Source organism: Martinezella sp. CNPSo 3732 (assembly GCF_057784515.1).
This window is the reverse complement of the sequence record NZ_JBXSOO010000041.1, coordinates 1-14,909: the sequence shown is the minus strand read 5'-3', so window position 1 is coordinate 14,909 and position 14,909 is coordinate 1. Positions and strand designations below refer to the sequence as shown.

Annotated in this window: 10 protein-coding genes; 3 read left to right on the top strand and 7 right to left on the bottom strand. The window is 62.3% G+C overall.

Annotation, left to right across the window (positions count from 1 at the left end):
• The 3 genes from pbpC to AC13RM_RS30960 all read right to left on the bottom strand — a co-directional run.
• Window positions 1-1,921, bottom strand: a 1,921-nt coding sequence (gene pbpC, locus AC13RM_RS30970) for a penicillin-binding protein 1C (RefSeq protein WP_488556115.1), incomplete at its 3' end; no start/stop codon positions are given.
• A gap of 9 nt (window positions 1,922-1,930) precedes the next feature.
• Window positions 1,931-7,453, bottom strand: coding sequence for an alpha-2-macroglobulin family protein (locus AC13RM_RS30965; RefSeq protein ID WP_488556114.1), 5,523 nt, complete (start codon window positions 7,451-7,453; stop codon window positions 1,931-1,933).
• 254 nt (window positions 7,454-7,707) lie between these two features.
• A complete protein-coding gene (locus AC13RM_RS30960; RefSeq protein ID WP_488556113.1) occupies window positions 7,708-8,703 on the bottom strand; it encodes an aldo/keto reductase in 996 nt (331 codons plus the stop codon).
• 128 nt (window positions 8,704-8,831) lie between these two features.
• Here AC13RM_RS30960 and AC13RM_RS30955 point away from each other — a divergent pair, with 128 nt between their 5' ends.
• Together AC13RM_RS30955 and AC13RM_RS30950 are read left to right on the top strand one after the other, a co-directional pair.
• Window positions 8,832-9,725, top strand: a complete 894-nt coding sequence (locus AC13RM_RS30955) for a LysR family transcriptional regulator (RefSeq protein ID WP_488556112.1) — start codon at window positions 8,832-8,834, stop codon at window positions 9,723-9,725.
• Window positions 9,726-9,870: 145 nt separating this feature from the next.
• A complete protein-coding gene (locus tag AC13RM_RS30950) occupies window positions 9,871-10,488 on the top strand; it encodes a hypothetical protein (RefSeq protein ID WP_488556111.1) in 618 nt (205 codons plus the stop codon).
• Here AC13RM_RS30950 and AC13RM_RS30945 read toward each other — a convergent pair.
• The 4 genes from AC13RM_RS30945 to AC13RM_RS30930 all read right to left on the bottom strand — a co-directional run bounded on the left by AC13RM_RS30945 (window position 10,478) and on the right by AC13RM_RS30930 (window position 13,554).
• Window positions 10,478-10,921, bottom strand: coding sequence for a GNAT family N-acetyltransferase (locus AC13RM_RS30945; RefSeq protein ID WP_374824078.1), 444 nt, complete (start codon window positions 10,919-10,921; stop codon window positions 10,478-10,480). The genes AC13RM_RS30950 and AC13RM_RS30945 overlap by 11 nt on opposite strands.
• A gap of 13 nt (window positions 10,922-10,934) precedes the next feature.
• Window positions 10,935-11,885, bottom strand: coding sequence for an aldo/keto reductase (locus AC13RM_RS30940; RefSeq protein ID WP_488556110.1), 951 nt, complete (start codon window positions 11,883-11,885; stop codon window positions 10,935-10,937).
• A gap of 104 nt (window positions 11,886-11,989) precedes the next feature.
• Window positions 11,990-12,988 carry a GlxA family transcriptional regulator gene (locus AC13RM_RS30935; RefSeq protein ID WP_374824071.1) on the bottom strand — a complete coding sequence of 333 codons (999 nt, stop codon included), beginning with the start codon at window positions 12,986-12,988 and terminating at the stop codon, window positions 11,990-11,992.
• Window positions 12,985-13,554 (bottom strand): isochorismatase family protein, encoded by a 570-nt coding sequence (locus tag AC13RM_RS30930; RefSeq protein ID WP_374824068.1) that lies wholly within the window; start codon window positions 13,552-13,554, stop codon window positions 12,985-12,987. Before AC13RM_RS30930 ends, AC13RM_RS30935 begins: the two co-directional genes overlap by 4 nt.
• Before the next feature lie 314 nt (window positions 13,555-13,868).
• On the opposite strand from AC13RM_RS30930, the gene AC13RM_RS30925 reads away from it, so the two are divergent.
• Entirely contained in the window at window positions 13,869-14,855 is a 987-nt protein-coding gene (locus AC13RM_RS30925; protein WP_374824065.1) for a Gfo/Idh/MocA family protein, read from the top strand.
• Window positions 14,856-14,909: the final 54 nt, after the last annotated feature.

Sequence of the window (14,909 nt, the reverse complement as noted above, 5' to 3'; positions counted from 1 at the left end):
GCTTCAGCGCCAGCGGCATGATCTGGTCGTTGCCGGTGCTGGCGCCGAGATCGACGCGTGCGCCTTCCGGCGGATAGACGATCTGTGGCGCGGGTTCGCGGCTGGAGGCGGCCAGCAGCCCGGCGGCGGTGACGGAAAAGCGCCGCTGGCTGATCGGCAGTTCGGTCGGCGCGATGCGCACGGCGCCCATCGGAGCCGCAGGGAAGGGGGTTATGGCAACGCCGGATTTGGCGAAGGCTTCGAACAGGATCGGAGCGGCCGAAACATAGCCCGCCAGCCCCGGCACGGCGCCATTGTCCGGACGGCCCACCCAGACGCCGAGCACATGCGCACCGTCATAGCCGATCGACCAGGCATCGCGGTTGCCGTAGCTGGTGCCGGTCTTGTAGGCGATGCCGAGCTGCTTACTGCCCCGCGGCGCGATGATATCGGAGAGGATGTCGGTGATGTTCCACACCGCGATAGGTTCCATCAGCGGCTCGCCGTCGATAGGCCCCGGCTCGTCCTGGATGCCGTCGCCAATCCGCATCGCCTTGCCGCGATTGGCAAGCCCGGCATAGAGCTGCACGAGATCCTTCAGCGTCACGCCGACGCCGCCAAGGCCGATGGCAAGGCCGGGCGCTTCGTTCGGCGGCAGCTTAGGCTTCACCTCGGCGCGGCGGAAGCGCACCAGCAGTCGCGTCGGACCTACGGCATCGAGCAGCCGCACGGCCGGCACATTGAGCGACAGCTGCAGCGCCTGGCGCACGCTGACATCGCCCTGGTAGCTCATGTCGAAATTGCGCGGACGATAGCCGTAGAAATCGGCGGGGCGATCCTCGATGATCGTTTCCTGCGCCACATAGCCCTGCTCGAAGGCAAGCCCGTAGATGAAGGGCTTCAATGTCGAGCCGGGCGAGCGCAGCACGCGGGTCATATCGACCCAGCCCGCGCGCGAGGAATCGAAATAATTGGCCGAGCCGACTTCGCCGATGATCTCGCCGGTCTTGGCGTCCGCCATGATCATGGCGACCGATACTTTCGGCCCCAGCCGCTTTGCCGCCGCATCCGCAACGGCTTCCAAGCCCTGCTGCACATCGCGGCGCAGCGTCGTCTTGTGCTTGATGATGCCAGGTTGTTTCTTGAGCGCCAGTTCGGCCACATGGGCCGCATAGGCCGGCAGCTGCCTGCGCTGAGCCGGAATAAGGGAAAGCGAGGCGCGTTCCGCTTCCCCTTCTCCGATAACAGCTGCCACGGTGGCGCGCTCGAGCACGCGATGGCGGGCGGCTTGTGCGGCGGCAAGATTGCGGTCCGGCCGGCGTTTTTCCGGCAGCTGCGGCAGGGCAACCAGCAGGCCAGCCTGCGCGACCGTCAGGTGCTTCGGCTCTTTGCCGAAATAGGCAAGGCTCGCCGCGCGCACGCCCTCCAGATTGCCGCCATAGGGGGCATGGGTCAGATAGAGATCGAGGATCTGTTCCTTGGTGAGCCGGCGTTCGATCTGAATGGCGCGGACGATCTGCAGGAGCTTCGCCGTCATCGAGCGCTCGCTGCGCGGCTCGATCAGGCGCGCGACCTGCATGGAGAGCGTCGAGCCGCCCGAGACGATGCGGCCATGGGTGAGGAGCTGCAGGAAGGCACGGCCGATAGCCATGGGATCGACGCCATGATGATCGTAGAAGCGCCGGTCCTCATAGGCGACCAGCATGCGCAGAAATTGCGGATCGACATCGGCAACGCCGGTCTTCAGCCGCCAGCGCCCTTCGGGGGTGGCGAAGGCGCGTAGGAGATCGCCATTGGCATCGAGCACCTCGGCCGAGACCACGCGGGCATTGTCGAGCGGCGGCGGATAGGCCCGGTCCGCGGCTTCCAGGCCAAAGACCAGAGCCACCGCCGTCAAGACGGGGGCTCCAAAGCCGATCGCAATTTTCCATCGCGCCTTCATTTCTGCTTCTTACTGCTGGGCGCCCAGCACCTCCATGCGGCCCATCGCCGTGCGGGCCGAAAACTGCGGACGATACATGTCCTCGACGCTTGCGGCCGGATGGTCGTAGTCGCCGGGGGTTACGGCGCGCACGACATAGGCGAAGGTCATGTCTCGGTCCGCTCCGGAGCCCTGGTCGAAAGCGGCGACGAAGCGGTCGTTGCGGAATTCGACATGGGCCGGCTGAATGTCGCTGAGCCAGTCGAAGTTCGAAAGCTGAGCGCTGTTGACGATGCTCGGATTGTCGATCTCGAAGCCTGCCGGCAGGAGATCGGTCACGAGGATGCGCTGTGGCCAGTCATTGTTTTCGGTCACGTGCAGCACGGCGACGTAGCGTTCGTTCTGCTGTGCCTGGCTGACATTCGCCTCCTCGCCATCGAGCGTGTAGTATTTGCGCTCGATCTTGAAGCCGTTACCGCCGGCCGGCAGCTGCGCAACCGGAGCCGCGACCGTGGTGACGGCAGCCGACAGCGGCTGGCGCGTCGTATTGGTGACGGTAAGCGGATGGCCCATCAGCGCATCGCCTGACATCTGCGCCATATAGGTGCCGCTATGGGCGGCGCCATTGACATCGAGCGTCAGGCCGTCGTCGCCGTTCTGCAGGGCGCGGGCGGCGAGCAGCATCCAGGTCTGTTCCTGGGTGCTGGTATATTTCCGGCTCTGCCAATCCTTGGCAACGACGCTTGCGAGTTCCGGAATGATCGGCGGCACAGGGCGGCTTTCGGCGGCCAGCGCCAGCACGGCGGCACCATCGCGCAGCGACGAGCCGTAATCCGAGCGGACGAAGCTGACCTTGGTGACCGCCGCCTTCTGCGACATCTGCAGCGAGTCCACGAAGATGTTGCGCGAGCGCTGAGCATCGCCATAGAGCGCGAGAGCCGCGGCCAGATGCGCCTTGGAGAGCGGCGTCGGGAAGTCGTTCAGCATCGTGTCGGCATAGTAGCGCAGATCGCTGATCGAGGCCTTCTTGTTGCGCGCCAGCACATACAGCGCATAGGCGATCTCGTTGCCGTTGTCCTTGACGTTGGTATTGGCGCTGAGCGCATTCTGGAGGTTTTCGAGCCCCTGCACCATGGCCTGATCCGGCACGTTGTACTTCTGCTCGCGGGCGCGGGTCAGGAAGTCCATGACGTAGGCGTCGAGCCAGAGATCGCCGGAGCCCGGCCCCCAGAGGCCGAAGCTGCCGGTCGAGGACTGGTAGGACAGTTCGCGATAGATCGAGTCCTGCACGCGCTTCTGGATCTCGGCGTCATTGGCAAGGCCGTTCTTGATGGCCATGTCGCTGAAATAGAGCAGCGGCATGGCGCTGCTCGCCGTCTGTTCCGCGCAGCCATAGGGATAGTGGCTGAGACTCATCAAGAGCGCCGGCACGTCGAAAGCGCTGGAACGGCTGACATTGACGCTGACCGAGGCGCCGGGCAGCACGCTGTCGGCGAGAAGGTCGGCATTGACGGTCAGGCTCTTGCCAGGGGCAAGGGCGATGACGCGCCGTTCGGTGACTGGCAGCTGCGATGGGCGCACCGGGATATCGACCGATTGATCGAGTGACATGCCCGACGCATTCGAGAGCTTGATCGAAACCGTACCGTCGCCCGGCTGTCCGCCGGTCAGCGGCAGCGTGATGTTGTACTTGCCGCCGGTCTGCAGGTTAATCTTCTGCTGCGTGGCATTTGCGTCCACGGTCACCGCGCTGTTGCCCGTCACGGCGAGCGTGTACTCGCCGGCAGGCGCATCGGTGTTGGCGACGTCGAGACGCAGGTTCGCCTTGTCTCCGGGCGCCAGGAATTTTGGCAGGCTTGCGGTGACGACAACCGGATCGCGGATGATCACATCCTGCGTTGCGTGGCCGACGCCAGCCTTCGACCAAGCAACCGCCATGAGCCGCGCCGTGCCGTTGAACTGCGGAATGTCGAAGCTGACATTGGCCTTGCCGCTGGCATCGAGCTTGACCGGACCGGAGAAGAAGGCGATCAGCTTTTCCTTCGGCGGGCTTGCCTGCAAGGCCGCCTGTCCGCCGTCGCCGCCGGTGCGCAGCTTGCCGGTCGCGCCGAGCGAGCCATCGATGAGGCGACCGTAGATATCGCGGATTTCGAGGCCGAGCTGGCGCTGGCCGTAATACCAGTCATCCGGTGCCGGCGGCTGGTAGCGTGTGAGATTGAGAATGCCGACATCGACGGCGGCAATCGTGACGTAGGCGTCCTCGTTGGCGCCTGCGCCTGAAACCTGCAGGCCGATATTAAGCGGCTGACGCGGAAGCGTCTTCTGCGGCGCGTCGATCTTGATCTGCAGCTTGCGCTCGCCGGGATCGACGGGAGCCCATTTGATGCCGATGGCGCGCATCGGCATGCGGCTTTCCTGGGCATCGCCGGGGCGGAAGAGGGTTGCCGTCAGATAGGTGCCTGCGCCCCAATCGGCCGTGACGGGGATATTGATTTCGCCGCCCGTCGCGCCGATATCGGCATTGGTAACCGAGATCAGGGTTTCGGAGCCGGCCGTCACCATCAGCTGGCCGGCATAGCGCGAGGTCACTTTCAGCTTGGCCGTATCGCCGACATGGTAGCTCTCCTTGTCGAGCGCGATCTCAAGCGCGTCAGGCGTTTCCGTCGAAGTGGAGGCGACATACCAGCCGGCATTGAACTCGACGCTGGATTCCGGGCCGTTCGCATCGGCGGTGGAGACTTCGAGACGGTAGCGGCCCCAGGTGACCGGCATGGAAATCGCCGCGCCGTCCGTCGTGGTGTTGACCGTGCCGACCGCCACCTGCTTGGTGGACATGATCGGCTCGAACTTCCAGCTACTGCCGTCGCGATACCATTGATAATTGCGCTCGACACTCAGCAGCTTCCAGGTCAGGCCTTGCATGGCCTGCTTCTGGCCGTTGGCGTCGACAACGATGACATGGAAGTTGCCGACCGAATTTTCGCCGAGATCGCCGTCGAATTCCGGCTTGATGCCGATGCGCGGACCGTCCGCCTTGACGGGCAGAGTCAGCGAGCGCTCGACGGCGCGGCCGCCGGCTTCCTGCATGCGCACGGTGATGTTGGCGTTCAGGAGCTGCGTGGTCGAAGGCGTATCGTTGATCGTGACGTTGAAGGTAGTCTTGCCGTTTTCGTCCAGCGCCTGCAGGTCTTCGAGCGGCACCTGCGTGCTCTCGGCCTTGCTGTCACCGCTGCTGCTGTCGTCGTCGTCATTGTTGGCGTTTGCCTTGCCGGCACCTTCGTCGGCGAGGCCGAACTGATAGCCCTTGAAAGCATCGCTCTGGCGCGTCGGCTTCAGCGTCACTTCGCCTTCGAGGTTGAGGCCGGCGGCAGGCGCGCCATAGAGATAGCGTCCATCGACATTAACTGGCGTCGGCTGGCCGACTTCGATCTCCTTGGCGTCGCTCTTCATGTCGAATTCGATGCGATCCGGCACGAAATCGTCGACGAGGAAGGTCTGCGAGCCGATGGAGGAGCCCTTCGGGTCGGTATAGATATTCATCGTCCAGGTGCCGCGCATCGAGGTCTGCTGCAATGGCAGGTCGACATTGTAGCCGCCGAGCTTGCCGCCATCGGTGACGATGCGACGATCCTCGACGCCATCCGGGCGCAGGAAGACGAAGGTGAGCGGCAGGTTTTCGACTGCCGTCGAGCTGACGTCGCGGGCAAGTGCGGAAGCATGCACGGTCTCGCCGGCGCGGTAGATGCCGCGCTCGGTCCAGGTGAGCAGATCGATCGCGCCGGGCGCCGTTCGTCCGGCAACGCCACGGTCGGAAAGGTCGAAGCCGGCGCGCGTCATGTCGAGGAAGACATAATCCTGATCGCCGTTCTCAGCGGTGATCACGGCCGGCGTCATGCCCGCCGTGCCTCGCATCAGGCCGGCGCTGAAGACGGCGCGGCCATTGTCGTCGGTCTTTGCGGTGCCGAGGATTTCGTTGTTCTTGGCGAGCAGCTGCAGCTGAATACCGGCGAGCGGCTTGGCGCTGCCGAGCGAGCGGGCAAAGACATTCAGCCCGTCGGTGCCGGCATAGGTGGTGACGCCAATGTCGGAGACGACGAACCATTGTGTCGCCTGCGGGTCCCATTCATGGCCGCCGCTGTCGGGCGCAACCGCCGTCAGCACATAGACGCCGGGCTTGCGCTTTGGCAGCGCCTCATCCACAGGGAAGCTGGTTGCGACTTCCTTGTTCAGCTCCTGCTTGATCTCGATGGAGCCCTGCCAGACCAGTTCGCCATTGGTGTCCTGGATGGTCTGGGCGCTGTAACTGTCCACCTGCGTCAGGAACTGCGAATTGTTCAGGAGCTGCGCAATATTGCGGTCGCCGATACGGTAGAGCTTGAGATTGGCCGTGATGGCATTGACCGAAACGATCGGAATGCCGCGACGCGCGGTCGAAGGCAGGACGAAATTGTCGCCCGTGAAGCGCAGCGAAGCCGTGCGATCCTTGACGTAGATATCGACATTGACCTGCGAGGCGAGGTTTTCATCCACGGAGGAGGGCAGGCCGGCGCGCAGCGAGATGCGGTAGTGCTGGCCGAATTCCAGGCCTTCGACGCAGATCTGGTTGTCCTTTGCGTCGACGCCCTTCGGCGCGGCGCCATTGAGGGTGACGAAGGGTGTGTAGTCGGTGCCGCTCTTTACCAGCTTTTCGGAGAACTGCACGCAGGCGCGGGGCGAGGCATTGTCGTTGTCGAGCGTGTTGCCGGTCACGCGGAAGCCCTGGCGGGCCAGAAGATCGTTATAGGCTGCCTGGACGGCGGCCGAGCTGACGAGATTGAGGCTTGCCTTGTAGGCGCTCAGCGCCGGACGGTAGTTCTGCGCATTCTTCAGCGCCTCGGCGAGAACGGCGAGCGCATCGGCGCGGCTGCTCGTCGTGCGGGTCAGCTGGTAGCCGTTGAGCGCGGCATAGGCGGCGCGCGTGGCGACAGACGTGTCGTTCGTGATCGTATTGGCGGCACGCGCCATCTCGATCCACAGATCACCATTGTCGGGATTGATTGAAAGCGCGCCCTGGAAGGCATTCAGCGCATCGTTGACATTGCCCGAAGTCAGCTCGATGCGGCCGAGCGCGATCAGGCTTTCGACGCCTTGACCCTTCAGCTCATTGCCGAGCGTCAGCGTGTTCTTTGCATCGCGCGCGCTCTGGACGAAATTGTCGGACAGGAAGGAAAGGGCAGGGGCAGCGCCGATATCCGGCTCGCTGGTGGCCGCCGTCTCGACGATCTTGCCGGCGATCGCGCCGGGGAAACTGTTGAGCTGATTGAAGTCCGACTTCATGAAGCACCACTTCACCTTGGGATTGTAGGTGAAGGCCTTGCAGGACTTGTCGCCGATGCAGGAGGCTGAGCACTGATCCAGCGTCACATTCTGTTCTGTGCGCAGATCGAAGCCGAAGTAGTCGCCATCCTTCGTGGTGACCACTTGGCGCTTGACGTCAGCCGCCAGCGAAGGGGTCAGCGATGCGAAAGTGGCGAGAAGAAAAGCAGAGAAGCCGATAAACGCGCGCCTAGACATAAGTCCTCCCCACGCTGCCCGTTTTTGATGGCGGCAATCTTCAAATTTCGGACCCGTTTGTCAACCGAGCGTCGAGCTGTTGTGCACGCTTCACGTTTGTGACGATTCGCCTAGGCTCTTGAAAGAGGCTGTAATTCAGGCGATTCGCATGTTCGGCCAAGCATCGGCCAGGCTTCATTTTTCTTTTCAGTCTCAAAATGACACCGGCCTTGATGGCCGGTGTCTCTGTCTGGGCCGCAGAGGAAGCCCGTTTGTCATATATTCGTCAGGGCCAATGCGGCATCCGTATACCGCTTTCCGACGACGATCTCGGGCTTGATGATATCGCCGAGTTCCTTCACCTCTTGTGCCGAAAGGACGATATCGGCAGCCGCGGCGTTCTGCTCGAGATGGTGCAGCTTGCGAGCGCCGGGGATCGGCACGATATCGTCGCCCTGATGTAGCACCCATGCGAGCGCCAGTTGTGCTGCCGTGACACCCTTTTCTTCGGCAAGAGCTTGAAGCTTTGCGACCAGAGCCGCGTTGGCATCGAAATTCTCGCTCTGGAAACGGGGCAGCGAACGGCGGAAATCGTCGGCGGCAAGATCCTCCGTCTTGTGGATCGCTCCGGTCAGGAAGCCGCGGCCGAGCGGGCTGTAGGGGACGAAGCCGATGCCGAGTTCACGGCAGGTGGTAAGCACATCTTCTTCCGGATCGCGGCTCCAGAGCGAATATTCGCTCTGCACGGCGGCGATCGGATGTACGGCATGGGCGCGGCGGATGGTTGCAGAGCCCGCTTCGGACAAGCCGAGCGCTCGCACCTTGCCCTCCCGCACCAGCTCGGCCATGGCGCCGACCGTGTCTTCGATCGGCACATTCGGATCGACGCGATGCTGGTAGTAGAGGTCGATGACATCGGTGGCAAGGCGCTTGAGGGAGGCTTCGGCGACTTCCTTGACATGCTCGGGCCGGCTATCGACGCCGATCATGGCGGCGGGGCCCGATTTCGTGTGATCGAGCTTGAAACCGAATTTGGTGGCGATGACAACGCGGTCGCGCACAGGCTTCAGTGCCCGGCCGAGCAATTCCTCGTTGGTGAACGGGCCGTAGGTTTCGGCCGTATCGAAAAAGGTGACACCGAGATCGACGGCGCGATGAAGCGTTTTGACGGATTCGTCTTCGTCCGTCGGGCCATAGGCGAAGCTCATGCCCATGCAGCCGAGTCCGACGGCGGAAACGGTGAGATCCTTACCAAGCCTGCGGGTTTTCATGATCTATTCCTTTTAAGCTTATGGGAGCGGCGGCGGTCATTTCCGCTGCCGACACGCTCAAATTAGGGTTTCGGACAATGAATGAAAATCCATGCAAATCCTTACAGGTTGTTCTATAATTTAGATCAATGAACAGAACACAGCTCTCTCAACTCGCGGTTTTTGCCGCCGTCGCCGCCCATCGCAGCTTTCGCGCGGCCGGCAAGGAACTGTCGATCGCGCCATCCGCGGTCAGCCACGCCGTGTCCAGCCTTGAGGACAGCCTCGGGGTGCGGCTGCTCGCCCGCACCACGCGCAGCGTGCTTCCGACCGAGGAGGGCCAGGCGCTATTGCAACGGCTGGCGCCAGCCCTGGAGGCAATCGATATCGCGCTGGAGGATACGCTTGCGACCCGCGGCCGCCCGGCCGGCAATCTCCGCATCACAGCGCCGCGTTTTGCCTCCGATCTGCTGATGGCGCCGCGCATCGGCGATTTCCTCAATACCTATCCCGATATCACGCTCGAAATCGCCAACGAGGACGGCTTCAGCGACATCGTCAAGGATGGCTACGATGCCGGCATCCGGCTGGAGGAGAGTATCGAGGGGGACATGATCGCGGTGAAGATCTGCCCCGACATCCGCACCGTGATTGCCGGCTCCCCCGCCTATTTCGAGAAGCATCCGAAGCCGCTGCATCCGCGCGATCTCGTCCATCATCGTTGCATCAAGCGGCGATTTACCGATGGCTCGATCTATCGCTGGGAGTTCGAGAAGGATGGCCGCGAGCTGGTCGTTGCCATCGATGGACCCTTGATCGTGATCGAGGATCGGCTCGGCGTTTTGGCCGCCGTCAATGGCGCCGGCCTCGCCTATCTCTTCGACATTCGCGTTCAGCAGGAACTGGCCGAGGGCAAGCTCATCCGCGTGCTTGAGGATTGGTGCCCGCCCTATCCGGGCTTCTGCATCTATTATCCAAGCCGCCGCCAGATGCGCCCGGCGCTTAGAGCCTTCATCGATTTCTTCAAATATACCGGGCCTTAAAGCGATTTCAGGAAAAATGCGCAGCGGTTTTCCGTCCGGAATCGCGCAAAGCAAGGGAACGGAGCGACTGCTGACAAAAATCGGGTGGCGGTGATGCGACAACTCGTCTCGACTGGTCAGATGGTTTCAGAAGAGGATTGCAGCAATGAGAAAACCGGGATCGATGAAGGGGCTTGAGGATGTCGGCCGCGTCAGGTTGTCGAAGAACTTCTTCTTTCGCGATTTCCTGCATTCGGAAATATCAGATTTCTATCGCATTCCCAATATTCCGGAGGATCCCGATCTTGCGATCGAGGCGGGCCGCAGGCTCTGTGAGGAATTGCTGGAGCCGCTGGAGGCGACATTTGGCCGGCTACATATTCGTTCCGGCTATCGTTCGCCCGAGGTCAATGCCTTCGGCAACAAGAACGGGCTGAATTGCTCGACCAATCCCCACACCGCTGCGCATCACATCTGGGATATGCGTGATCTCGACGGCTGCATGGGCGCGGCCGTCTGCATCGTCGTGCCCTGGCTGATCGATCATCACAGCCATGAGGGCGATTGGCAGAGGCTCGCCTGGTGGATCCACGACCATCTGCCATACGCCTCGCTCTGCTTCTTCCCGAAGCTCTGGGCCTTCAACATCCAGTGGCACGAGCGGCCCAAGCGGACCATTCAGAGCTTTGTCAGCCCGCGCGGCATGCTGACCAAACCGGGCATGGCCAACTGGGAGGGCGACCATTCCGCCCATTATGAAGGTTTTCCCAAGCTCAAAAGCTGATGCGATAGCGAATATGCCCGTCGCTCTCGACGTAGGTGTCGTAGAGCTTGCGGGCGGTCGCGTTGCCTTCTTCGGTATGCCAGTAAAGGCGAGCCCAGCCATTTTTCTTGCAGAGCCCGACAAGATCGTCGAGCAGCGCCCGGCCGACGCTGCGGCCCCGAGCGCTTTCATCGACGAACAGGTCCTCCAGATAGCAGTCGGGCGCGCGCACCCATGTGCCCTCATGCGTGAGGCTGAGGGTAAAGCCCTTCACCTGGCCATCGACCTCGGCCACGCGCATGAAGATCGCCGACGCCGGATCGAAGACCCGGCGCCACGTCGCATCGGTGATGTCGGGCGCGACGGTGACGCCGTAGAAGGCCAGATAGCCGTCCCATAGCGCGCGCCAGCGCGCTTCGTCGTCGGGTCTGGCGTCTCGGATCGTCACGGTCATCGGTCTGCCTCTTTTATTCGCCGGCTGCGTCGAGCAGGCGCATGGCGTCATCGGAAAGCGAAAGCTTCGCCGAATTGATGAGCGCGTCGAGCTGGTTGAGGCTAGTGGCGCTGGCGATCGGAGCAGTGACGCCGCGTTTGCGCAAGAGCCAGGCAAGCGCGATCTCGGCGGGCTTCGCGCCGGTTTCGGCCGCGACCTTGTCGAGGGCCGCAAGGATGCGCAGGCCCTTGTCGTCGAGATAGGCTGAAACCCGGTTCTCGCGTGCCCGCCCTTCCGTATCCGCCTTGGTGCGGTACTTGCCGGTCAGGAAGCCGGCGGCGAGGCTGAAATAGGTGATGACGCCGATGTCTTCCTTGACGCAGAGATCCGCAAGCGGCCCTTCGAAGCTGTCGCGGGCATAGAGGTTATATTCGGGCTGCAGCACGTCGTAGCGCGGCAGGCCAGCCTTTGCCGCAGCATCGAGCGAAGCCTGGAGCTGCGTCGCATCGAGGTTTGAGCAGCCGACATGGCGGATCTTGCCCTGTTCCTTCAGCTTGGCATAGGCGGCGAGCGATTCCTCATGCGGCGTCTCGGGGTCTGGCCAGTGCGACAGATAAAGGTCGATGTGATCGGTCTGCAGCCGCTTCAGCGAAGCCTCGGCCGCCTCGATGATGTAGCCGGCCTTGAGGCCTTTCTTGCCCGGCCCCATCTCCGAACCGACCTTGGTGATGATGATAGCCTTGTCGCGTGAAACGCGGCCCTGCTTCAGCCATTTCCCGATGATCTCTTCGGAATCGCCGCCCTTGTTGCCGGGAACCCAGCGGGAATAGACATCGGCCGTGTCGATCGTGTTGAAGCCGGCGTCGAAGAAGGCGTCGAGCAGTGCATAGGAGGTTTTCTCATCGGCCGTCCAGCCGAAGACATTGCCGCCGAAAACGATGGGGGCGACAAACAGATCGGTTCGTCCAAGCTTGCGCGTGTCCATGCTATTTCTCCAGGTCATTTGAAAGGTAAACCGGCGAGCGGGCGCCGGAGGAAGGGACAAGGCAGGCTATCGGCCTTTCGCGGCGAAGACCACACACAATTTCTTTATTCCGTCGTCGAGCGCCGGTAGTGGCTGGGCGGCAGCGCGTTATATTTCGACCAGACGCGCCGCATATGCCGCGGCGAGGCGAAGCCGGATTTTTCCGCCACGCGCTCCATGTCCAGCCGCGAATTGGCAAGCACGTCGCGCGCCAACGTGACGCGCATGAGGTTGACATAGGCCGTCACCGACAGGCCGGCATGTTCCTGAAACAGCCTCGAAATATGTCGTGCGCTCATTGCGCCGATGCCGGCAAGTTCGGAAAGCGACCAGCCATGGGCAGGATCGGCCATGATCGCATCCTGAACGCGATGGATGGCGGGGTGGACGTGGTTGCGGCCGCTGAGCCAGGGCGACAGCTGCGGCTCGGCGCCGGTCCTGCGCATATAGACCACCATGTGCCGGGCAATGGTCAGCGCCGTCACCGGCGAGGTCAGTTTGGAGGCGAGGTGCAGCATCAGGTCGGTGCCTGTCGTGATGCCGGCGCTCGAATATCGATCGCGGTCTTCGACGTAGAGCCTGTTGTCGAGAACCCTGGCCGTCGGCGCAAATTCCCTGACTTCGTCGAGGCAGGCGGCATGCGTGGTGCAGGCATAGCCATCCATCAGTCCGGCGCGGGCGGCGAGCACGGCACCCGAGCAGATCGTGACGAGGGTGATGCCCGGCCGGATCGCACCTCTCAGCCATGCTTCAAGCGTGGCAATCTCCGGTTCGATATCTTCGGCATCGTCGGGCGGCGTGACGCTGCCGGACAGGATGACATAGGCCCCATCGGGAATGTGATCCGGCAACGGCTTGAGATCTGCAAGCGTCAGCCCAACCGAAGTCGTCTGCAACGGCTGGGCAGCGATGAACTGATAATCGAACAGGATCTCGTCCTGTTCGATATTGGCGCGACGCAACACCTCCACAGGCCCCGCCACGTCCATCAGCAGCGTATAGGGCGGCAGAAGCACGTAGACGGGAATGATCCGCCGATGGAGGCGCCGGCCGCTTTGGGTCATGCGGCACTCCGGATCGATGCGTCGGCCAGCGCCTCTTCGACCGTTGCGATACGGGCGAAACGGCCTGATAGCACGAGCTCGCTCCGCTTCTTGATATCATCGACGCTAAAGACCGTGCCCGAGGCATGCGTCATCGGGAAGGTCAGCGTCGCCTCGGTGACATAATCGACCTCATAGCCGAGATCGGAGGCGTGCCGGGTCGTCGTCTCGCAGCATTGCTCGGTACGGATACCCGAAACGATCACCTTGCGGATGCCGTTTGCCACCAGCCAGACGTCGAGGCCAGAGCCGACCAGCGCCGAATGGCGGCGTTTGTGGAAGACGGCATCGGCCTCCAGCGAGATCTCATCGAGCTTGCGAACGAAGCCGCTCTTGAGGCTGAAATGCGCGTCGTTGTCCTCGACATGAAAAATCTGGACGACGGGAATGCCTTTCGCCTTGGCGCCGTCGATCAGCGCCTGCAGGCGGCTGGTGAAAGCTTGCAGATCGTCCGTTCGCCAATAGGGGCGCTGGCGAAAGGATTCCTGGACGTCGATGACGAGCAGTGCGGTATCCGCATGGGACATTTTCGTATCTCCTGTGCTTGAAGGATAGCCGAGATTAGGGGGCACTTGAAACCTTCGAAAGCCATCTGACAGACAGAAAGAGGACAAATACGGACATAGCGTGATGATCCTTATGCCCTCGGGTTCGCGCCTGCGGGCCGTCTCGGGCGTTGCGCCTTCGGCAAGGGCCGAATAAGTTGGCGTCGGTTTCGTCCAGAGCGGAATGCCCTGTTTCGCTTTACCCACCGTGTTCACCAGGATCCCGCCGGAAAGGCCATGTTGCGATCATCGCCATGCGGCCGTCTGTTTCGGGACAATGCTTCAGGAGAGAGATCATGCTGCGCTTCGGAATTCTGTCGACGGCCAAAATCGGCCGCGATCTGGTGGTGCCCGCCATTCAGGATGCGGAAAACTGCGTTGTAACGGCGGTCGCCAGCCGCGATCTCGCCCGTGCTCGGCAGATGGCCGACCGCTTCTCCGTGCCGCATGCCTTCGGCTCCTATGAGGAGATGCTCGCCTCCGACACGATCGATGCTGTCTATATTCCGCTGCCGACCTCGCAACACGTCGAATGGACGATCAAGGCTGCCGATGCCGGCAAGCATGTGCTCTGCGAAAAGCCGATCGCGCTCAAGGCGGATGAGATCGACAGCCTGATCGCCGCGCGCGACCGCAACAAGGTTCTGGTAACGGAAGCCTATATGGTCACCTATGCGCCGGTCTGGCGCAAGGTTCGCTCGCTGCTGGCCGATGGCGCCATCGGTCGCCTGCGCCACATCCAGGGCGCCTTCACCTATTTCAACCGCGATGCCGGCAACATGCGCAATATTCCCGCGCTTGGCGGCGGCGGTCTGCCCGATATCGGTGTCTATCCGACGATCAGCACCCGCTTCGTCACCGGCAGAGAACCCCTGCGCATTCAGGCTGTCACTGAGCGCGACCCGGAATTCGGCACCGACATCTACTCCAGCGTCAAGGCAGATTTCGGCGACTTCGAACTGACCTTCTACATCTCGACGCAAATGGCCAACCGCCAGGTCATGGTCTTCCATGGCACGGAAGGTTTCATCGAGGTGATGTCGCCCTTCAATGCCGATCGCTATGGGGCGGAAGAGCTGGAACTGACCAATCGCGGCCATTCGGAATCACAGATCTTCCGCTTCCCCGACAGCCGCCAGTACAAGCGCGAGGCGGAAGCTTTCGCCTCAGCCGCGCTCGGTCAAGGCGCAGAGGTCGTGTCGCTGGAAAGTTCGAAGCTCAACCAGAAGGTCATCGACGCCATCTACCGCGCCAGCGAGAAGGACAGCTGGGAACCGGTCTGAGGGTTTCCTTATTTTCTGACGCAATCCAGGAAAACCGCTTGTCTTATGACTTTG